Below are 19,361 nucleotides of genomic sequence, written 5' to 3' on the forward strand. Positions count from 1 at the left end.
GAACCCTGATCCGCTTCCAAGGAGAAACAAATGACTATCCTCGCAGCTGACGAACACGTCTTCACCGACGGCAGGATCCCCGAACTCCTCGTCGGAGCCGTGGACCTTCACGTCCACCCCGCACCATCACCGTTCCCGCGCAACATCGGCATCCGCGGCGTTGCCGATCAGGCCCATGCGGCGGGTTTCCGGGCCATCCTGGTCAAGTCCCACCACCACAGCATGGTCACGGATATTGCCGCCGTCGACGACGCCATCGGCGGCCTCCCGATCCCGGTCTACAGCGGTGTGGCACTGAACAACTACGTGGGCGGCATCAACCCGTACGCGGTGGAACTCAGCCTCCAGATGGGCGGCCGGATGGTGTGGATGCCCACGGTGTCCTCCGAGCAGCACATCTGCGTCCACGAACGCGAAGAGCACCTGAAGTTCCCGTCCACCAGCATCAAGCTGCGGAAGACTACACCCATCCCCGTGCTCGACGAGGCGGGAAACCTGCTTCCGGAAACCGTGGAAGTCCTGCAGTTGGTCAAGGACGCCGACGCCATCCTCTCCACCGGGCACATGTCACCGCCTGAGATCACGGCCGTCCTTCGGGCCGCCAACAAGATGGGCCTCCGCCGGTTGGTGGTAAACCACCCGAACTTCGTCATCGAGGCCAACCCGGCCCAGGCCAGGGAGTGGGTCGACCTCGGAGCCGTCGTCGAGCACGGCCTCGTCCAGTACGACGACCGCACCACGTTCTTCCAGTGGCAGGTGGACACCATGCTGAGCTTCATCGACGCAGTGGGCGTCGACAACACCATCATCGGCTCCGATCTGGGCCAGAAGAACAATCCCTTCCCCGTCGATTCCTACGAGCGCGTCCTGGGGCAACTGCTGGACGCCGGAGTCAGCCGGGCAGACATCCGAAAGCTCGTCGCCGTCAACACCGGCCGCGTCCTGGACGGGTAGCCAGCCGGGTAACTTCACAGCGTGCAAAGGACGACGGCGGGAAGTTCCGCCGTCGTCCTTTGCACTGTCAGACGGGTTCCCCAGCTCGATGGCGTGCATCACCTCAAGCTTCCGGTCCGCGATCTCGACCGTAGCCGTGAGTGGTTCCAGAGCCGGCTCGGCTACATCCTGGCGATGGAGTTCCGCGAAGACGGCAGAGTCATGGGCATTGCGCTAAGCCACCCGGATGGCGGCCCCAGACTGGCCCTGCGACTGAATCCGGACAAGGCAGCCGCCTCTTCCGGATTCGATTACTTTTCCATCGGCGCTCCGACCAAGGCAGCGATTGATGCCCTCTCCGCCCGGCTCACCGAACTGGGGAGGCCCATTCCGGAGTGCGGATCGCCTCTCGGGTGGATACTTGCCGGACTCTCGGACCCGGACGGACATGAGATCCGCTTCTACACTACGGAATCGCACAAGCAAGCGCCGGAAGGGCAGGTGTATGTTGTGGACAGTGCCCGGCCCGCGGCCGGCCACCGCGACCAGGAGGCGCCTCCGCGGTGACGTAAAGAGGACGACGGCGGGAGGTTCCGCCGTCGTCCTCTTGCGTCCGGGGGAATGCCCTAAACGAGGCTGTCTTCCTGTGCATGCTGCCGCTGGACGGTGTGCGCGGCCTGCGCGGCGTGCACGTGGTGGAACGGGCTGAACCGGCTGAGGCCCAGTTCGGCGAAGAAGTAGGCGGTCTCGGCGTGTTCGGAGCGGTCCACACCGGCGATCTCGTCTTCGTGGCTGACCCGGAAGCCAAGGGTCTTGTGGATGGTGATGCCGATGATGGCGGTCGCGAGGCCGGACAGCGTGACGGTGATCAGTACGGCAACCGTCTGGGCGATGAGCTGGTGGAATCCGCCTCCGTAGAAGAGGCCGCCGCCGTTGCCGTTGACCGGCAGGGCGATGAAACCCAGCGCCAGGGTGCCGATCAGGCCGCCGCCAAGGTGGACTCCTACGACGTCGAGCGAGTCATCAAAGCCGAACTTGTACTTGAGGTCCACGAACACGGCGCAGGCTGCGCCTGCCAGCAGGCCCAGTCCCAGGGCGGCGAGCGGGCTGATGTTCGCGCAGGACGGGGTGATTGCGACCAGGCCGGCGACGGCGCCGGAGGCTGCGCCGAGCGAGGTGGGGTGGCCGTGGCGGATCTTCTCGGTCACCAGCCAGCTGATCATCGCCGCGGCGGGGGCTGCCAGGGTGTTGACCCAGATGAGGCCGGCCTGTTCCGCCGTGGTGGCAGCGCCGGCGTTGAAGCCGAACCAGCCGAACCACAGGATGCCGGCGCCGAGCATAACGAAGGGGATGTTGTGGGGGCGGTGGTTCGGGTCCTTGCTGAAGCCGTGGCGGTTGCCCAGGATCAGGACCAGGACCAGAGCGGCGGTACCGGAGCTGATCTCGACGACGGTGCCGCCGGCGAAGTCGATCACCGGGCCGAAGATGGAACTCACGGCCCCACCCGCGCTCATCAGTCCGCCGCCCCAGACCATGAAGTCAAGCGGGCAGTAGACGAGGGTGATCCAGATGGGCACGAAGAGGGCCCAGGACATGAACTTGGCCCGGTCCGCGATGGCGCCGCTGATCAGGGCCACGGTGATGATGGCGAACGTCGCACTGTAGCCGGCCTTGATCAGGTCAGGCGAACCGATGATGTTGCTCAGTCCGAAGCTGGCGAACGGGTCACCGAAAATGCCCAGAATGCCCTTGCCGGTGCTCATCGAGTAGCCCCAGAGGACCCAGACAACGCCGACGATGCCGACTGAGATGAAGCTCATCATCATCATGTTGAGCGAGGCCTTGGCCCGGGTCATGCCGCCATAAAACAGGCCCAGTGCCGGAGTCATCAGCAACACAAGCGCCGCCGAGAACATCATCCAGACGTTTCCCGCAGTGAGTACCACGTGTGCGTCCCTTCCCATCAGATCTGCCGTACCGGGACGCATCGCGGCCGGCCCCCGTTCTTGATCAATCCTTCCGGAACGGTGTTTCCGAAAGTGGGGCGGTAGATTGCGGGGAGGTTACAGGAACGGCCTTTGCGTAAAGACCGCGTATCAGTTTTGTTTCTGGAATGTTAACGGCGGCTATAGGCCCGGGAAGCCGGCCACTTTTGGAAAGAGCCGGATCCTTGGAATAGCGGGGGGTTGGCAGGTGCCGGGAGGCCAGCGACGGTGAGGTGCCGATGGAAGGACACCTCGACGCAAATTCTTGCGCTCCGGCAGCGGACGCGGGCCCCGTGGAGCTATAGGAGGGAGGGGCCAGAAGAAGTATTCTGAAACCACCTCAATGAAGGCTGCTCTATCCAAGGAGCCCTACGTGTCAATGGCGACTGACCCCCGCGATATGCGCACCCGCGGGCCGGCGAGACCCACACCCTATATCGTCAGCGGGGTCCTGCTGGTGACGGGAATTGTTCTGCCTCTGATCGTGCCGATGTATGCCAGCATGGAGCCGCGTCTGGGCGGCTTGCCTTTCTTCTACTGGTACCAGATGCTGTTGGTGCCGATCGAAGCCGCCGTCATCGGCATCTGCTACCTGCTGGTGACACGGGAAGACCAGCGCCGCAGAGACGTCCTGAAGAAGGATATTTCCGCTCAAGGACCGCCGGCAACGAGTGGCGGCGGTGAGCGGCGATGACCATGGTTCCGGGATCTGCTGTCGTGTCCTCGGCGGTAGTGGCGGCCGACGCCCCGAGGAGCATCAACGTCGTGCCCTTCGTCGTCGTCGTGGTTCTTTTCATCCTCGTGGGGGTGCTGGGATTCTACGCAGCCCGGTGGCGCGGCGGAGGCAAGGACGGCCTGCACTCGCTGGACGAATGGGGCCTGGGAGGGCGGAAGTTTGGCTCCTGGGTCACCTGGTTCCTGCTGGGTGGGGACCTGTACACGGCGTACACGTTTGTGGCAGTGCCTGCGGCGATGTGGGCCACGGGTGCGGTGAGCGGCTTCTTCGCGGTGCCGTACACCGTTGTGCTGTACCCCATCGTTTTCATCCTGATGAGCCGGCTCTGGTCCGTCTCGCACCGCCACGGCTTCGTCACCACGGCAGACTTCGTGGGCGGCCGTTACGGCTGCAAGCCTCTCTCCATCGCCATCGCGGTCACCGGCATCGTGGCCACCATGCCCTACATTGCCCTTCAGCTGGTCGGCATCAAGGCTGTCCTGACAGTGCTGGGCGTGGGCAGCCCCGGGAACCCGCTGCTCAATGATCTGCCCTTGATCATCGCTTTCGTGGTGCTCGCGGCCTACACCTACACCTCCGGCTTGCGGGCCCCGGCCATGATCGCCGTGGTCAAGGATGTGCTGATCTACCTGGCCGTCATTGTGGCCATCATCTACCTGCCAGCGAAGTTCGGCGGCTGGGGGCCCATCTTCGACGCCGCCCAGGCCAAGCTCACCGCGGTCAGCCCGGCCACCGGCAAGCCCATTGGCTCCGTCATTCCCGGGGCGGCCAGCTACTCCGCCTACTGGACGCTGGCACTGGGCTCGGCGCTGGCCTTGTTCATGTACCCGCATTCGGTCACCGGCGTGCTGGCCACCAAGAGCCGGAACACCATCCGCAAGAACGCAGCCTTGCTGCCGCTCTATTCGCTGGTCCTAGGCTTCCTGGCGTTACTCGGCTACGTGGCAATCGCGGCGGGGACCAAGCCGACTGAACTGGATGGAACAACGATCAATCCGCAACTGGTCGTTCCCCAGCTGTTCCTGGACAACTTCCCGTCCTGGTTCGCAGGGGTCGCGCTGGCCGCCATCGCCGTCGGCGCCCTGGTGCCGGCCGCCATTATGTCCATAGCGGCCGCGAACCTTTTCACCCGGAACATCTACCGGGACATCTTCCATGCCGAGGTCACGCCCAGGAAGGAGGCGAAGGTTTCCAAGATAGCGTCATTGGTGGTGAAGCTCGGGGCGCTGGTCTTTGTTATCGCGATGGACCAGTCCGCCGCCATCAACATGCAGTTGCTGGGTGGCATCTGGATCCTGCAGACCTTCCCGTCCATCGTGGCGGGCCTGTACACGCGCTGGTTCCACCGCTGGGCCCTGCTGGGCGGCTGGGCTGCGGGGATCATCTACGGGACCGCCGCAGCATACAACGTGGTCAACCCCGTGACGAGGCAGCATTTTGGTGGTTCGATTGCGGCGATCCCGGGGACGGATGTGCAGGTGTACATCGCGGTGGTTGCCTTCGCACTCAACCTGATCGTCGCCGTACTGCTGACGTTGATCTTCCGTGCCATGAAGCTGGCGGACGGCGAAGACATCACCCATAGCTCGGACTACGGCGCCAATGAGGACAATCCGAAGGTCATCAAAGTGTCAACGGAATGGCCGCGGACCCCGATAGCCTGAGCCGGGACGCTCCGTCCAGCCCCGCCGGGGAGGGCCGCATCCGCGGTCGGTCAGTGCTCGGGCACGCCTGGCGCCCTTACCCGGGACAGCACTCTGAAGGCACTCAAAGAGTTAGCGTTGGCAGAGGCCCGGAATGAAACTGGATACTTGAATGTTCAATAAACATGGACTTTGGCATCTTTACCTTTGGCGAACTTTCCCGCAACATCAACACCGGCAGTGCGCTGTCCCCGCAGCAGCGGCTGAAGGAGGTCATCGAGCTGGCGAAGCTGGCCGACCAGGGCGGCCTCGGCTTCCTGGGCCTCGGTGAGCACCACCGGCACGACTTCGCCCTCTCTGCCCCGGAAATCGTGCTGGCCGCGATCGCCCGGGAAACCAAAAACCTGCGCCTCAGCACCGCCGTCACGGTGCTCTCCACCCAGGACCCGGTTCGGCTCTTCGAGCAGTTCGCCACGCTTGACCTGATCTCGGACGGGCGCGCCGAGATCATCGCCGGCCGGGGCGCCTTCGTCGAGTCCTACCCGCTGTTCGGCCACAAGCTGGAGGACTACGACGCCCTCTTCGACGAGAAGCTGCGGATGCTGCTGGAACTGCGGGACAATGCCGTCGTGACTTGGCACGGTCGGCTGACGCAGAGCATCCCCGGCATGGAGATTGCACCCCGTCCCGTGCAGGACAAGCTGCCCGTCTGGGTGGGCGTGGGCGGCACCCCGGCGAGCTTTGCCCGGGCCGGGCGGCTGGGGCTGCCGCTGTTCGTGGCACTGCTGTCCGGGCCAGCCCGCTTCCGCCGCCTCGTGGAGCTTTACCGGCAGAGCGCCGCCCAGGCCGGCCACGACGCCCAAGCGCTGCAAGTCGGGGCGGGCGGCCACTTCTATGTTGCACCCACCTCGCAACAGGCCCGCGACACGTTCTACCCCTACTACCGGGCCTACTTCGAGCAGAACATGCCGCGCCCGGTGGACCACTTCCCCCGCTCCACCTTCGACGACTGGACCGAGCCCGGCGGCGGGCTCCTGGTGGGAAGCCCCCAGCAGGTCATCGAGAAGCTGCTGGAAATCCACGAGACCCTCGGCAACACCCGTTATATGGCCCAGATCGGTCTCGGCGGACTGCCCTTTGCCGAGACGGCACGGTCCATCGAGCTGCTGGCCACCGAAATCATGCCCGCCGTGAACCGCGAAATCGGTGCGCCCGGGGCGGACTAACTCTGATCGACCGGGATCCCAAGGAACCCGCCGGTGTCATTCCAGTTGCTCCGGGTGCCGAGGTCCCGGCTCAACCGCGCCATCCGCCCGGCGATCTCCCGGGAGGCATCCCGCGCCAGGCGGACCTGGAAATCGGTGATGATGGTCGGGTACAGCCGCAGCGTGTGGGGCGCGCCGGCGCGGGTTTCCAGCATGAAGATGAAGGACTGGTCGTTGCGTTCCTCGGGGTCAACGGCGTAGTCGTCCACGAAGTCCCCGGCACTGTAGAGGATCGGACGGTTGCGGTAGAGCCCGACGCCGCGGAAGATGTGCGGTGAGTGCCCGAACACGACGTCGGCGCCGGCATCAATCAGCGCCCGCGCCAGCTCCTGATGCTCGCGGGGGGCCGCCGAACCCCAGTTCGGTCCCCAGTGCGCGGAGACGATCAGCAGTTCGACCCGCGCCTTGGTCCGCCCGACCAGTTCCAGCAGGCCCGCCATCCGGCGCCCGGCGTCGGCTACGGGGACGTAGTACACCCCGGGTGACGTCCCCGTCGCTTCCCAGCCGCGTTGGTTGTCGGTGAAGGCAATAAAGCCGAGGGCGGTGCCGCCCACCCGCCGCACCGCGGGCCGGCTGGCCGTTTCCCGGTCCAGGCCGGCCCCGGCATGCAGGATCCCGGCCCTGTCGAGCGCCGGGAGGGTCTCACCGAATGCCCCGGCGCCGAAGTCCAGCACATGGTTGTTGGCCAGCGACACCACGTCGATCCCCGCGTACCGGAGGGTCTCCACGTTCCTGAGATCGGAGCGGAAGTGAAAGACCTTGCCGGGCTCGGGTGTTCCGCCGTCGGCGAGGACGCATTCGAGGTTGGCCACCCTGATATCGGCCCGCCGCAGAACTGGGACGGTGTCTCCCCAGGGATAGGCCGGGCCGCTCGCCTTCAGCTGTTGGTTCACGAGCCGGCCCAGCATAACGTCGCCCAGCAATGCGATCTGCATGGCGTCCCTGTCCGTCTACGCTCCGTCGACAGCTTTGCTGCGGCTCGGCGGCCGCCTAATGGACTGCCACGTCCTCGGCGTCTGCAGGCCCGACGAAATTGCATGAACCCGGATGGCGCTCGGGAAGCGTGCAGGTCCGCCCCGTGGCGAGGTGCACATTGCCGCAGCGGCCTGCCGCGGCGACGTCCTCACGGACGTGAAGACTGCTCAGATCGGGGCGGTCCCCGCTGTGGTCGTGCGCCTCGGCATTCACCGAGGTGTTCTCATGACTGTTCGAATCGTGATTGGTCATTTCGGCCTGGCTCCCCTTGACGTGCCGGTGGTGTAACAATCCAGGACCCTTCGATGGCCCTGACCTTCAAGTCTCGCCCCGCCGTGTTAAGGCGGAGTTAACGCGGCGCAAGAACGGGGTGCTGCGGCCTTCGCCGCCGCCCGGGTTCAGCCGTTGTAGTTCTCGACCTCGCTGACGGGGCGGGTCTGCGCTTCGTCCGGGTTCTCGCCGTAATCCTTCTTGGCCCGCCGCTGCCGAAGGAGATCCCAGCACTGGTCCAGCTGTTCCTCCAACTGCTGGAGCCTGAGCGGGCTGGGAACCTGTCCGGCCTCGACCTCGTTGGAGACCTCGGCCTTTTCACGGAGGTCGTGCTCTTCGGCCACCAGCGCCTTGATGCGTTCCAGAATGTCCTGGTTGTCCACTGTTTCCTCTTTCTCGTCCGGCGTTGGTTCCCTCACCAGCGTACGGACAGGATCCGGCCATGGCCAGAGTCCGGCCCGTCCAAGGGGTTCAGCCCAGCAGTTGGTCCGGGTAGCACCAGCGCCAGTCTTCTCCAGGTTCGATGCTCCGCATGACCGGGTGGCCGCTTGCCTCGAAGTGCCTGAAGGCATGGGTCCCGGGCGATGAGTCGCAGCACCCCACGGAGCCGCACGCCACGCACATTCTGAGGTGCACCGTCGTCGTGCCTTCCCGAAGGCAGCCACCGCAGGCGGCGTCGAGTGGAACCACAGGGTCCGGAGCTGACTGGAGGTGTTCGCAGACTCCGCCCGGCCGGGCAATCCCCTCGCCGCGGCCACTGGCGGAGAGGTCCAGCTCTTCCATGCTGGCATCGAGCATGGATTCCTCGACGTCGAGCCTGTCGAGCACCTCGCTGAGGACCTCATGGGCGAACTCGCCGCCGCGCCGCAGTTCCAGGACCTTGGCCCGCTCGGCCTCAAGCATGGCCAGCCGCAGTTGCGCGTAGCGCTGGCTGGGTGTGGCGGCCTCTGACGCAGGCCGGCCGAGCCGCTCCCACGCCGCCAGCCCGCGTTCCTGGGTCCGCCGCTTCAGCATGGCCACGACCTCCGGCGGGTCGTTGTCCGTGCGGAGCTCCTGCAGTCGCTGCACCCCGGCGGCGGTGGCCAACTGCATGAGCGAGGCCTGGTTCAGGGCGTCCTCGCGCTGGTCCGGACCCTTGACCCGCAGCAGCCGGACCAGGGCCGGAAGGGTGAAGCCCTGCAGCACGAGGGTACCCGCCACCACGACCAGGGCGGCAAGGACCAGGACGGAGCGGTGTTCCAGCTTCGCCGGCAGGACCAGCACGGCAGCGAGCGTCACCACGCCGCGCATGCCGGCCCAGGAAACGATCGCGGCAAACTGCCAGGGCGGTGCCGGGTCCTTCCGGCGGACGCCCGGGATCAGCCGGGGGAGATAGGTTGCCGGAAAGACCCAGACCGGACGCAGGAGCAGCACCGCCAGCAGCACCCCCGCGCAGCCCAGCCAGATCCGGGCCGCCCCCAGCGAGTCATCCTGGACGCCCTCGATGATGGTGCGGACCTGCAGCCCGATCAGGAGGAACACGGAATTCTCCAGCAGGAACTGGACCGTGTACCAGTTGCTGCGCTGGCTGAGCCGTGCGGCCCCGTTGGGCATCGACGGCGCCTTGGTGCCCATGATCAGGCCGGTCACCACGACGGCCAGGACTCCCGAGGCGTGGATTGCCTCGGCCGGCAGGTACGCGACGAGCGGAGCTACCAGGGACGTGGAGGTGTTGATCGCGACACTGCGGATCCGTTGGCGGAGCCCGGTGAGCACGAAGGCTGCGGCAATACCGACCGCCAGGCCGCCTCCCGCGGCCAGCAGGAATCCGCCGCCGATCTCGGCGGCCGAGACTGTTCCGGCGATGGCGGCGATGGCGGCCCGGAGGCAGACCAGCGCGGTGGCATCGTTTACCAGCGATTCGCCTTCCAGAATGCTGACGATCCGGCGGGGCATGCCCACTTTCCGCGCGATCGCCGTCGCCGCCACGGCATCCGGCGGCGCGACGACGGCCCCGAGCGCCATCGCGGCAGCCAGCGGTATTTCAGGAAACAGCCACCAGACAACAAAGCCGACGGTGACCGTGCCGAAGATGACGTAGCCGACGGAGAGCAGTCCGATGGCGCGCCGGTTGGAGCGGAAGTCGAACAGCGAGGTCTGCAGTGCCGCGGCATAGAGCAGTGGGGGCAGAAGTCCGATGAGGACCAGTTCAGGGTTCAGCTCGATCTTGGGGACGAACGGCAGGAAGGAACACACGACGCCGGCCAGCACCAGCAGCAGCGGCACCGAGACATTGATCTTCCGGCCCAGCGCGCTTCCCGCGCACACGATCGCCACGAGGGCCAGGACTCCCAGAGCGACGTCCATAGGGCCATTCTCTCAGGTGCCGCTGGCCTACGCTCCTGGGAGCGGATTCCGTACGCCGGTCCGGCGTCCTGGCCTCACCTCGGCAGCCGCAGGTGCCATAGACCACATCTATGAAGCGCGTCACCTTTATCTATTGGACTTGTGGACGGCGTCTAACCACACTTGGGGTGATAAAACTTTCGCCGGACACCTGGGTGCTCCGGCTGTGTAGACCAAGGACGCTCACACCATGAATTCACGACGAAAATGGATCGTCATTCTCTGCTGGCTCACCGTAGTCTTCGAAGGATTCGACCTTGTGGCCCTCGGGGCCTCCATTCCCACCCTGTTGGACACGAAGCACGCCGGATTTGACCCCGCCGGCGCGACCTTCGTCGCCACCATCTCGCTCGTTGGCGTTGGCGTCGGCGCAGCCCTGATCGGTCCGATCTCGGACCGCTTCGGACGCCGGCTGCCGTTGATCGTCTGCGTGCTTCTCTTCTCCATCTTCACCCTGCTCTTCCCGTTGATGCCGAACGTGGCCATGATGGGCGTCCTCCGGCTGCTTGCCGGCCTCGGCCTGGGCGGCTGCATGCCCGTCGCCGTGACCGCGATGCAGGAAGCCGCCCCGAACGACGGCAAGGCGCACTCCAGCACCCTGACCATGACCGGATACCATGTCGGCGCCGTCGCCGCGTCCCTGATCGCCCTCCTGGTCGGGCGCCAGTGGGAATGGCTGTTCTACGCCGGCGGCGTCCTCGGACTCCTCGCCATCCCGCTCATGTGGGCCAAGCTGCCGGAAACGTCCCCCGTGGCCGAAGCCCGGAAGGCTGATTCGGCTGACGTCCAGGCTGCCCCGAAGGTCCGCATCGGCGACCTCCTCCGCCCGCCGTACCTGCACATCACCATCGGCCTCTGGGTCGCCGCGTTCATGGGCCTGCTGCTGGTCTACGGCCTGAACACCTGGCTGCCGCAGCTGATGCGCGGTGCCGGCTACAACGTCGCCGATTCCCTGGTCCTGCTGCTGGTCCTCAATGTCGGCGCCATCGGCGGCCTGCTGGTCGGCGGCAGGATTGCCGACCGCCGCGGCGTCAAGGGCACCACCATGTTCTGGTTTGCCGCCGCCGCCGTGCTGCTGGCCGTGCTGAGCGTCAAGATGGACAACCAGCTCGTGCTCAACGGTGTCGTCTTCGTCACCGGCATCTTCGTCTTCTGCGCCCAGGTGCTCGTCTACGGTTTCGTTGGCTACCTGTACCCCCGCCATATCGTCGCCTCCGGCATGGGCTTTGTCTCTGCCGTCGGCCGCCTCGGTGCGATCACCGGCCCATGGATCACCGGTCTGCTCGTCGTCGCCGGCATCGCATACCCCTTCGGCTTCTATGTCTTCGCGGCAGCGGCCCTGCTGGGCGTCGCGGCTGTGGCCGTCATCCCGAAGGCCGAGCGCGGCACCCGCGAGGTCACGGACGAAACCCCCGTCAAGCCCCACAAGGCTGTGGCCGGCGCTTAAAGCCGACCCGCCAGGACCCCGGACACTGTCCGGCATCACGGCGACGGCGCCCGTTCCGCGGAAGCGGTGCGGGCGCCGTCGCCGTCCGCCTAGTCGCCCGGCCCGCCCAGGGCCTCGGCCACGAGGTCCAGGAACCAGGCGGCGGCGCCCAGCGAGGAAATCGCGGCGTCCCAGTACAGTGTCACCTCGAACTCGGGCGTATCGAAGGGCAGTTCGCGGATGGCCACGGGCCAGCGCTCCGCCATCCTCGTTGCCATCTGCAGCGGCACGATGGCGGCCATGCCGCAGCCCGCCACCACTTCGGCCAAGGCGGAGAAGTGCGGGACCCGGAGCGCGATCTCCCGCTCCACCTGCTGCGCCCGGACGGCCCGCTCCACCTGGTCATGGCCCGCTGCCGGGTCCATGGCCACATGCTTCAGGGCCAGGAAGTCCTGCCATGAGATGCGAGGCCCCGGCGACGCCGCCTCACGCGGCAGCACACACACGTAATGGTCGTCGGCCACGATGGTCCGGCGCCCTGAAACGTCCAGCGGGACGCTCGCGATGGCGCCGTCGATCTCGCCATGGGCCAGCCACCCCTGGACCTGGGAGATCTGCATCGGGACTACTTCAAGGCTCGCACCGGGTGCCTGCACCACGAACCGCTTCATGATCCGCGGCAGGAATGCATGCTCACCGATGTCCGAGAGGCACAACCGGAACGTCCTGTCCGTGGAAGAAGGATCGAAGGCCCGGTCCGCGTCCACGGCGTCGTCGACGGCGACCACCGCCTTACGGAACACCGCCGCTAGTTCCGATGCCCGGGCGGTCGGTTCGTAGCCGACCGGTCCGCGGACGAACAGCGGGTCACGCAGGGCGCGCCGCAGCCTCCCGAGGGCATGGCTCACCGTCGGCTGCGTCAGGGACAGATCCTGTGCGGCGCGGGTCACCGAGCGGTGGTCATAAATGCTCAGGAAGGTCCGGATCAGGTTCAGGTCAAGGCTCACTTCGCCATCATAGACAATATCTATGCATCTCTATGTATTTATTTATTTGTCAGCATGAGGTGCGGATCCTAGCGTGGTTAGGAACAGCAGCTCCCGGATAGGAACGCACCACCATGACCACTGTCAACGACGCCACGTACCAGCTCCTTCGCCGGCACGGACTGACCACCATCTTCGGCAACCCGGGCTCCAACGAACTGCCCTTCCTGGCGGCCATGCCGGAGGACTTCCGCTACATCCTGGGCCTTCACGAAGGCGTGGTGGCAGGTATGGCGGACGGCTATGCCCAAGCCACACGGCGTCCGGCCATGGTCAACCTGCACGCGGCCTCGGGTTCGGGCAACGCCATGGGGGCGCTCACCAACGCCTGGTACTCACACACCCCGCTCGTCATCACCGCCGGGCAGCAGGTCCGGGCCACGATCGGCCAGGAGGTCATGCTCTCCAACGTGGACGCGGTCTCGCTGCCCCGCCCGCTGGTGAAGTGGAGCGCCGAACCCGCCTCACCTCGCGACGTCGTCCGTACCATCGGCCAGGCCATCCACACCGCGGCCCTCGAACCCTGCGGACCCGTCTACGTCTCCATCCCGTACGACGACTGGGCGCAGGAGACTGGGCCGGAAGAGGAGCACCTGGCCGCGCGCGCCGTCGAACACGCCGGCGATCTCTCCGACGGCCAGCTCGCGGACCTTGTGGCAGCGCTCGACGCGGCTGGGAACCCCGTGCTGGTCCTGGGGCCGGACGTCGACTCCGCGCGGGGGAACGCCGACGCCGTCACGCTGGCCGAGAGGCTCGGCGCCCCGGTCTGGGTGGCGCCGTCTGCCGCCCGCTGCCCCTTCCCCACCACGCACGCCTCGTTCCGCGGCGTGCTGCCCGCCTCCGTGGACGGCATCACCGGCTTGCTGGCAGGGCATGACCTGATCCTGGTGGTCGGCGCCCCGGTGTTCCGCTACCACCAGTACGAGCCCGGGAACTATCTGCCGGAAGGCGCCTCCCTGCTGCAGATCAGCTGCGACCCGGGAGAGGCCGCCCGGGCTCCGATGGGGCGGGCAGTGGTGGCTTCGATCGGTCCGGCGCTGCGCCGCCTGGCCGCGGCGGTAGCGCCGCGCGGCGTGCAGCAGTTGCGCCGTGCGAAGCCGGCTCTGACATCTCAGGCAACAGAGGCAGCGGGAATCCCGCTGGCCCCGGAAGCCGTCTTCGAGCTCATCAACGAGCTTGCCCCCGAGGATGCCGTCTACGTCAATGAGACGACATCGACGGTGGGTGCCTTCTGGGACCGGATGGACATGCGTCAGCCCGGGAGCTACTACTTCCCGGCGTCCGGCGGCCTCGGCTTCGGGATGCCGGCCGCCGTCGGGGTCCAGTTGGCGGAACCGGAGCGCCGCGTCGTGGCCTTCATCGGCGACGGGTCCGCAAACTACGGGATCACGGCGCTGTGGACCGCGGCGCGGTACGGAATCCCCGTGGTGTTCGTGATCCTCAACAACGGCACCTATGGCGCCCTGCGCGGCTTCGCGGCCAAACTCAATGCCCTCGACGCACCAGGCCTGGACGTGCCCGGCATCAACTTTGTCTCGCTCGCGGCAGGGTACGGCGTGGACGCGGACCGCGCCGATTCGCTGGAAAAGCTGCGCGACTGCTTCTCCAAGGCGCTTGCCTCCTCCGGCCCCACCCTCATCGAAGTCCCCATCACCACTGTCTCCCCGTTCTGACCCATCCCAATGAAAGGGACACCATGACTGACTCCGCTACTTCCCACGACACGTTCCTCGATACGGCCCGCTGGGACGGAAAGATCAACATTGCCGGCTGGACCGAAGGCTCCGGTGGCAGCCAAAGCGTAATCGAACCGGCCACCGGCGCGGTGCTGGGCCGCTTTGGCGTCGCCACCGCGGCCGACGCGCGCCGCGCCGCCACCGTGGCCGCCGAAGCCCAACGTGACTGGGCCGCCAGACGCCCGGAGGAACGCGCCGCCGTCCTGCGCCGCGCCGGCCGGCTCTGGGAAGAGCACGCCGAGGAAATCCAGGGCTGGATCATCCGCGAAAGCGGCGGCATCCCCGCCAAAGCCGCCTTGGAGACGCACATCGCGGCCAACGAGTGCTACGAGGCGGCGGCGCTGCCCTCGCACCCGGCCGGCGAAGTGCTGACCTCCAACGAGCCCCGCTGGTCCTTCGCCCGGCGCCGCCCGGCCGGCGTTGTCTCCGTGATCGCACCGTTCAACTTCCCGCTCATCCTGTCCATCCGTTCCGTTGCCCCGGCCCTGGCCTTGGGCAATGCCGTGCTGCTGAAGCCGGACCCCCGCACCGCGGTCTGCGGCGGCGTCGCCCTCATGCGTGTCTTCGAGGAGGCCGGCCTGCCGGCCGGCGTTCTGGCGCTCCTGCCCGGCGGCGCCGAGACGGGCGCCGCCGTCGTCGAGGCCCCGGAGGTCCGCGTGGTGTCCTTCACCGGCTCGACTGCGGCCGGCCGTAAGGTCGGCGAGGCAGCGGCCCGGCACCTCAAGCGCGCCCATCTGGAACTCGGCGGCAACAACGCGCTGATCGTGCTGCCGGGCGCGGACGTGGCGAAGGCCGCCTCCGCGGGCGCCTTCGGCTCCTTTATGCACCAGGGACAAATCTGCATGACCACCGGCCGACACCTGGTCCACGAGTCCGTCTACGACGCCTACGTCGCCGCACTCAGCGAGAAAGCAGGCCGCCTGCCGGTGGGCGATCCGGCCGGCGGCACAGTGGCCTTGGGGCCGATCATCGATGAGCCACAGCTCAAGCGCATCCACTCGATCGTCGAGGACGCCGTCCAGGCAGGCGCCAGGCTTGCGGCCGGCGGCACCCACGACGGGTTGTTCTACCGGCCCACTGTGCTGGCGGACCTGGGCCCGGACAACCCGGCCTTCGCTGAGGAAATCTTCGGCCCTGTTGCCCCGGTGATCAGGTTCTCCACCACTGACGAGGCCGTGGAACTGGTCAACGCCAACGAGTACGGCCTTTCCGTCGGGATCCTGGGCGAGGTGGGCGAAGCCATGCAGATCGCCGACAGGATCAACTCCGGCAAGGTGCACATCAACGAACAGACCATCTCGGACGAGGCCAACGCACCCTTTGGCGGGGTGGGGGCGTCCGGGACCGGATCCCGGTTCGGCGGGGCGACGGCGAACATCGAGGCCTTCACCGAGATCCAGTGGCTCACGATGCGGCCGGAGATCGCGCCGTACCCCTTCTAGCAAGGGCCAACTAGGTCCTACGGCCCTTCTTGGCCGGTCTGATCATGGGTATGTGTAGAGGTACCACGGCGGTGTGGTTACGCAATGATGCGGTTGAAGCCGGGGTAGGCGGCCCGGGCGGGGCTTGGACCCCGGCGGGGCCGCCGCTACCACGCCGCATCGGCCCATACCCCGGCACCGAGGAGGACAGATGTCCGAGCACAATATAGCCGGCAAGAGGATCGCGTTCCTGTTAACGGATGGCGTGGAACAGGTCGAACTGACCAGCCCGTGGAGCGCCGTTAAGGAAGCCGGCGGAGAACCCGTCCTGGTGTCCCCCAAGAGCGGAATGCTGCAGGGCTACCACGGCACCGAGAAGGGCCAGACGTTCGCCGTCGACCTCACGGTCGCCGAGGCAAACCCGGCAGACTTTCACGCCCTGGTCATCCCCGGCGGCGTCGTCAATGCCGACCATCTGCGGGTGGACAAGGGCGCCCAGGCGTTTGCCCGGGGATTCTTTGAACAGCACAAGCCGGTTGCCTCGATCTGCCACGGACCGTGGCTGCTGATCGACGCCGGCGTGGTCCAGGGCCGGAACGTGACCTCGTACCCCACGCTCCAGACGGACCTGAGGAACGCGGGAGCCAACTGGACGGACCAGGAAGTGGTGGTGGACCACGGCCTCGTGACCAGCCGGAACCCGCACGACCTTCCGGCCTTCAATGACAAGCTGCTGGAAGAGATCGAAGAAGGCGGGCACCCGGGCCGGACGGACTAGCCCGCTGCTGGCACCGCTGCCAGGCCGTGCGCCAGGTGCTCGCCCACGGCGAAGGCCCGAGTGATGGCAGAGCCCAGCGTGGCCCCGCCGCCGGGGTAGTTGTTGCGGAACACGCCCGCGGACACGTTGCCCGCAGCGTAGAGCCCGGCGATCGGCCGCCGGTGGCGGTCGAGCACACGGCCGTCAAAGTCGGTGTCCAGTCCGCCGGAGGTGCCGAGCACGCCGGCCGAGATCGGCACCGCGTAGAACGGCCCGGTGGCCAGCGGCGCCAGGCAGGGGTTAGGGGTGTTGTTTGAGTCGCCCAGGAAGCGGTCCTGGGGCGTGGAGCCCCGGTGGAATTCGGTATCGACGCCGGCGGCAGCGTCCGTGTTGAACTTCGCCACGGTCGCGGCGAGGCCGGCCGGATCGATGCCGAGATTCGCCGCCAGTTCCCCGAGGGTCTCCGCCGTGGTCATCCATTCGGGCGCCCTTCCCGGGGTGGAACCGGCAACCGGGTATTTGGCCAGGTACCCGGAATCGCAGACGAGCCAGGCCGGGTTGTTCTGCTGGCGCCCGGTATGCGGGTCCACCGAGGCGAACACACGGCAGGCATCATGGTAGTTCAGCGCCTCGTTGACGAACCGCTTCCCGGCGGAGTTGACGGTGATGGAGCCCGGCAGGGTCATCTCGACATTGCCCATCCGGCCGGAGGGAAGCCCGTCGTAGCGGTGCGCCGGGGTGGCGATGACCGGGACGCCCCAGATGGCGGTCATGTCCGCCACCGCGGCGCCGGCCTGCAGCCCGAGTTCGAGCCCGTCGCCCTCGTTCGACGGCGCACTGACCGGCGTGACAGGGAAGGGCAGGAACGCCTTGCGCAGCCGGGGGTTCCATTCGAAGCCGCCGGAGGCCAGGACGACGGCGGCCGCCTGGACGGTTCTGCCGCCGGCGGCTCCGCCGAGCGTGAGGCTCCAGCCGTTCCCGCTCCGTTTCAGGTCCTCTGCGGGGGAGGACGCGGTGAGTTGCACGCCGAGGTCCAGCGCGCTGGCGAGCAGGCTGCCCACGAGGGCGCCGCCCATGGTCCGCACGCCGGTGGCCGCGCGGCGGGAGAGCAGTTCCGGATCCGCGGCCCGGCCGTTGAGTTGGTCGCGTTCGGTCATGGTCAGCAGCGGAAAATAGGACGACGGGCGGATGGCGTCCGCCAGGCCCGGGTAGCCGGCGGGATCAAAGGCGTTGTTGTCCAGGCCCCGGCCGCCGTCGGCCGAACCGGCCCATTCCATGTGGTAATCCGGGCGGGCGATGGGGACCATGGACACCCGGGTGCCGGTGTTGAGGTATTCGACGGCGCGGGAAGCAGTGCTGACGTACCACTGGATTTCCTCCGCGGTCAGCACATGCCCGGCGGCCTCGGTGAGATACGCGACGGCGTCTTCATGGCTGTCACTGAAACCGGCGTCGCGGGCCAGACGGTTGTTGGGCGCCCACATCACACCCCCGCCGGCGGCCGTGGTGCCACCCAGCCTGGCTGCCTTCTCCGCGACAAGCACGCTCAGCCCGGCGTCCGCCGCGCGGACCGCAGCCACCAGCCCCGCGGCCCCGCTGCCGACGACGACGACGTCGTACCGGGCGGCCAGTTGCTCCGGCGAGGTCAGGACAGCGTTGTGTCCTGCACCCGCGTCCGCGCTCATGCCAATGCTCCGGCAGGGATTGCCTCGCGGGCGGACGCGCCGCGGGCGGCGGCCTGGGCTGCGGGCATTTCGATGAGGATCTTGCCGACCTTCCCGGTGCGGTTGCGCATGAGTTCGTAGGCCTGCTGCAGGTTTTCGAAGCCGAAGCGGTGGGTCACCAGGCTGCGGGCCTGGTCCTGATGCCGGGCCAGCAGGGCCAGCCCGTCGGGGATCAGGTCCAGGCTGTTGCGGCTGCCCATCAGGTCCAACTCCTTGAACGGGATGGCCTTCATGGAAAGGGTGGCCACGCGGGCCGAGATGCCCACCTGGACGATCCGGCCGGCGCTGGCCACGAGCCGGATGGCGTTTTCGAGCGAGGAGGGAACGCCGGAGGCTTCGATCACGAGGATCGGGCCGTAGCCGTCGGTCAGTTCGTCCAGCCGGGCGGCCTGGACGGCGTCGGGAAAGCTGGCGGCCGGATCCACCAGCAGCGTCTCGGCCGCGCCGAACGTCCGGGCAAGTTCCAGCCGTTCCGCTTCGGTATCGGCGGAGATGACCGTCACTCCGAGATCGGTCAGGTACAGCGTGGCGAGCAGCCCGATCGGGCCGCTGCCCAGGACCAGGGCGGTCTCCCCGGCGGATGGTCGGCCGCGGTTCACTGCCTGCATCGCGATGGAAGCCGGCTCGCCCATGGCTGCCAGGTCCAGGGCCAGTCCTTCCGGGACTCTGGACAGCTTGTCAGCCGGGACGCTGAGCAGTTCCACGAGGGCGCCGTCGGAATAACAGCCGATGCAGCCGATGTTGTGGCAGACGTTGTGGCGGCCCAGCTGGCAGGGCCGGCACGTGCCGCAATAGCTCACGGGGCTGACGGCAACCCGGTCTCCGGCCCGGAGGCCGGCGGCATTCCCGCCGATCGCCTCGATGACGCCGGAGAACTCGTGGCCCTGGACGATCGGCAGATCGGTGGGGTAATCGTCCTCCCAGATGTGAAGATCGGTGCCGCAGAGGGTGACGTTGTGGACGCGGACCAGGGCGCGGCCCGGTTCCGGCACCGGTTCTGCAACCTCTTCATAGCGGATGGTTTCCTTGGCGACGGTGCGTGCCGTGAGCATGGTCCGG

Annotated in this window: 17 protein-coding genes; 9 read left to right on the top strand and 8 right to left on the bottom strand. The window is 67.3% G+C overall.

Annotation, left to right across the window (positions count from 1 at the left end; all coding sequences use genetic code 11):
• Nucleotides 1–30 precede the first annotated feature (30 nt).
• Together E5206_RS05250 and E5206_RS05255 are read left to right on the top strand one after the other, a co-directional pair.
• Complete coding sequence (locus tag E5206_RS05250; RefSeq protein ID WP_136321571.1) at nt 31–954, top strand: DUF6282 family protein; 924 nt, start codon at nt 31–33, stop codon at nt 952–954.
• Between the two features lie 93 nt (nt 955–1,047).
• On the top strand, nt 1,048–1,500 hold the full coding sequence (locus E5206_RS05255) for a VOC family protein (RefSeq protein WP_240689960.1): 453 nt from the start codon (nt 1,048–1,050) through the stop codon (nt 1,498–1,500).
• A 59-nt stretch (nt 1,501–1,559) separates the two neighbouring features.
• Here E5206_RS05255 and E5206_RS05260 read toward each other — a convergent pair whose 3' ends face one another.
• A complete protein-coding gene (locus tag E5206_RS05260; RefSeq protein WP_240689961.1) occupies nt 1,560–2,879 on the bottom strand; it encodes an ammonium transporter in 1,320 nt (439 codons plus the stop codon).
• Between the two features lie 418 nt (nt 2,880–3,297).
• Between E5206_RS05260 and E5206_RS05265 the strand changes: the two genes are divergently transcribed.
• The 3 genes from E5206_RS05265 to E5206_RS05275 all read left to right on the top strand — a co-directional run bounded on the left by E5206_RS05265 (nt 3,298) and on the right by E5206_RS05275 (nt 6,523).
• Nucleotides 3,298–3,612 (top strand): DUF3311 domain-containing protein, encoded by a 315-nt coding sequence (locus E5206_RS05265; protein WP_240689963.1) that lies wholly within the window; start codon nt 3,298–3,300, stop codon nt 3,610–3,612.
• A gap of 23 nt (nt 3,613–3,635) precedes the next feature.
• Nucleotides 3,636–5,318: a sodium:solute symporter gene (locus tag E5206_RS05270; protein ID WP_276605956.1), complete on the top strand. Its 1,683-nt coding sequence runs from the start codon at nt 3,636–3,638 to the stop codon at nt 5,316–5,318.
• A gap of 164 nt (nt 5,319–5,482) precedes the next feature.
• Nucleotides 5,483–6,523 carry an LLM class flavin-dependent oxidoreductase gene (locus tag E5206_RS05275; protein WP_136321576.1) on the top strand — a complete coding sequence of 347 codons (1,041 nt, stop codon included), beginning with the start codon at nt 5,483–5,485 and terminating at the stop codon, nt 6,521–6,523.
• Here the strand turns inward: E5206_RS05275 and E5206_RS05280 are convergent.
• From E5206_RS05280 to E5206_RS05295, 4 genes are all read right to left on the bottom strand, one after another.
• Nucleotides 6,520–7,497 (bottom strand): CapA family protein, encoded by a 978-nt coding sequence (locus tag E5206_RS05280; RefSeq protein WP_136321577.1) that lies wholly within the window; start codon nt 7,495–7,497, stop codon nt 6,520–6,522. The genes E5206_RS05275 and E5206_RS05280 overlap by 4 nt on opposite strands.
• Nucleotides 7,498–7,552: 55 nt before the next feature.
• On the bottom strand, nt 7,553–7,789 hold the full coding sequence (locus tag E5206_RS05285; protein WP_240689965.1) for a hypothetical protein: 237 nt from the start codon (nt 7,787–7,789) through the stop codon (nt 7,553–7,555).
• 146 nt (nt 7,790–7,935) lie between these two features.
• Nucleotides 7,936–8,190, bottom strand: a complete 255-nt coding sequence (locus tag E5206_RS05290; protein ID WP_136321578.1) for a DUF2630 family protein — start codon at nt 8,188–8,190, stop codon at nt 7,936–7,938.
• Between the two features lie 88 nt (nt 8,191–8,278).
• Nucleotides 8,279–10,153, bottom strand: coding sequence for a Na+/H+ antiporter (locus E5206_RS05295; protein ID WP_136321579.1), 1,875 nt, complete (start codon nt 10,151–10,153; stop codon nt 8,279–8,281).
• Between the two features lie 229 nt (nt 10,154–10,382).
• Between E5206_RS05295 and E5206_RS05300 the strand changes: the two genes are divergently transcribed.
• Nucleotides 10,383–11,639 (top strand): aromatic acid/H+ symport family MFS transporter, encoded by a 1,257-nt coding sequence (locus E5206_RS05300; RefSeq protein ID WP_136321580.1) that lies wholly within the window; start codon nt 10,383–10,385, stop codon nt 11,637–11,639.
• 89 nt (nt 11,640–11,728) lie between these two features.
• Here the strand turns inward: E5206_RS05300 and E5206_RS05305 are convergent, their stop codons facing one another.
• Nucleotides 11,729–12,625 carry a LysR family transcriptional regulator gene (locus E5206_RS05305; protein WP_136321581.1) on the bottom strand — a complete coding sequence of 299 codons (897 nt, stop codon included), beginning with the start codon at nt 12,623–12,625 and terminating at the stop codon, nt 11,729–11,731.
• A gap of 113 nt (nt 12,626–12,738) precedes the next feature.
• Here E5206_RS05305 and mdlC point away from each other — a divergent pair, with 113 nt between their 5' ends.
• The 3 genes from mdlC (at nt 12,739) to E5206_RS05320 (ending at nt 16,599) form a co-directional block, all read left to right on the top strand.
• A complete protein-coding gene (mdlC, locus tag E5206_RS05310; protein ID WP_136321582.1) occupies nt 12,739–14,337 on the top strand; it encodes a benzoylformate decarboxylase in 1,599 nt (532 codons plus the stop codon).
• Nucleotides 14,338–14,360: 23 nt separating this feature from the next.
• The gene (locus E5206_RS05315) at nt 14,361–15,842 is read left to right on the top strand and encodes a benzaldehyde dehydrogenase (RefSeq protein ID WP_136321583.1); all 1,482 of its coding nucleotides are present in this window, start codon (nt 14,361–14,363) and stop codon (nt 15,840–15,842) included.
• Nucleotides 15,843–16,032: 190 nt separating this feature from the next.
• On the top strand, nt 16,033–16,599 hold the full coding sequence (locus E5206_RS05320; protein ID WP_136321584.1) for a type 1 glutamine amidotransferase domain-containing protein: 567 nt from the start codon (nt 16,033–16,035) through the stop codon (nt 16,597–16,599).
• Here E5206_RS05320 and E5206_RS05325 read toward each other — a convergent pair.
• Together E5206_RS05325 and E5206_RS05330 are read right to left on the bottom strand one after the other, a co-directional pair.
• On the bottom strand, nt 16,596–18,263 hold the full coding sequence (locus E5206_RS05325) for an FAD-dependent oxidoreductase (protein WP_136321585.1): 1,668 nt from the start codon (nt 18,261–18,263) through the stop codon (nt 16,596–16,598). The genes E5206_RS05320 and E5206_RS05325 overlap by 4 nt on opposite strands.
• Nucleotides 18,260–19,354 (bottom strand): alcohol dehydrogenase catalytic domain-containing protein, encoded by a 1,095-nt coding sequence (locus tag E5206_RS05330; RefSeq protein WP_136321586.1) that lies wholly within the window; start codon nt 19,352–19,354, stop codon nt 18,260–18,262. The genes E5206_RS05325 and E5206_RS05330 overlap by 4 nt, the downstream gene beginning before the upstream one ends.
• Between the last annotated feature and the right edge of the window lie 7 nt (nt 19,355–19,361).

The sequence above is a fragment of the Arthrobacter sp. PAMC25564 genome, assembly GCF_004798705.1.
Classification (GTDB): Bacteria; Actinomycetota; Actinomycetes; order Actinomycetales; family Micrococcaceae; genus Arthrobacter.

Excerpts from the sequence above, each read along its gene's own strand:
- E5206_RS05265 (WP_240689963.1), top strand. The coding sequence starts at position 3,298 with ATGGCGACTGACCCCCGCGATATGCGCACCCGCGGGCCGGCGAGACCC.
- E5206_RS05320 (WP_136321584.1), top strand. The coding sequence starts at position 16,033 with ATGTCCGAGCACAATATAGCCGGCAAGAGGATCGCGTTCCTGTTAACG.
- E5206_RS05295 (WP_136321579.1), bottom strand. The coding sequence starts at position 10,153 with ATGGACGTCGCTCTGGGAGTCCTGGCCCTCGTGGCGATCGTGTGCGCG.
- E5206_RS05275 (WP_136321576.1), top strand. The coding sequence starts at position 5,483 with ATGGACTTTGGCATCTTTACCTTTGGCGAACTTTCCCGCAACATCAAC.
- E5206_RS05285 (WP_240689965.1), bottom strand. The coding sequence starts at position 7,789 with ATGACCAATCACGATTCGAACAGTCATGAGAACACCTCGGTGAATGCC.
- mdlC (WP_136321582.1), top strand. The coding sequence starts at position 12,739 with ATGACCACTGTCAACGACGCCACGTACCAGCTCCTTCGCCGGCACGGA.
- E5206_RS05315 (WP_136321583.1), top strand. The coding sequence starts at position 14,361 with ATGACTGACTCCGCTACTTCCCACGACACGTTCCTCGATACGGCCCGC.
- E5206_RS05250 (WP_136321571.1), top strand. The coding sequence starts at position 31 with ATGACTATCCTCGCAGCTGACGAACACGTCTTCACCGACGGCAGGATC.
- E5206_RS05325 (WP_136321585.1), bottom strand. The coding sequence starts at position 18,263 with ATGAGCGCGGACGCGGGTGCAGGACACAACGCTGTCCTGACCTCGCCG.
- E5206_RS05330 (WP_136321586.1), bottom strand. The coding sequence starts at position 19,354 with ATGCTCACGGCACGCACCGTCGCCAAGGAAACCATCCGCTATGAAGAG.
- E5206_RS05280 (WP_136321577.1), bottom strand. The coding sequence starts at position 7,497 with ATGCAGATCGCATTGCTGGGCGACGTTATGCTGGGCCGGCTCGTGAAC.
- E5206_RS05300 (WP_136321580.1), top strand. The coding sequence starts at position 10,383 with ATGAATTCACGACGAAAATGGATCGTCATTCTCTGCTGGCTCACCGTA.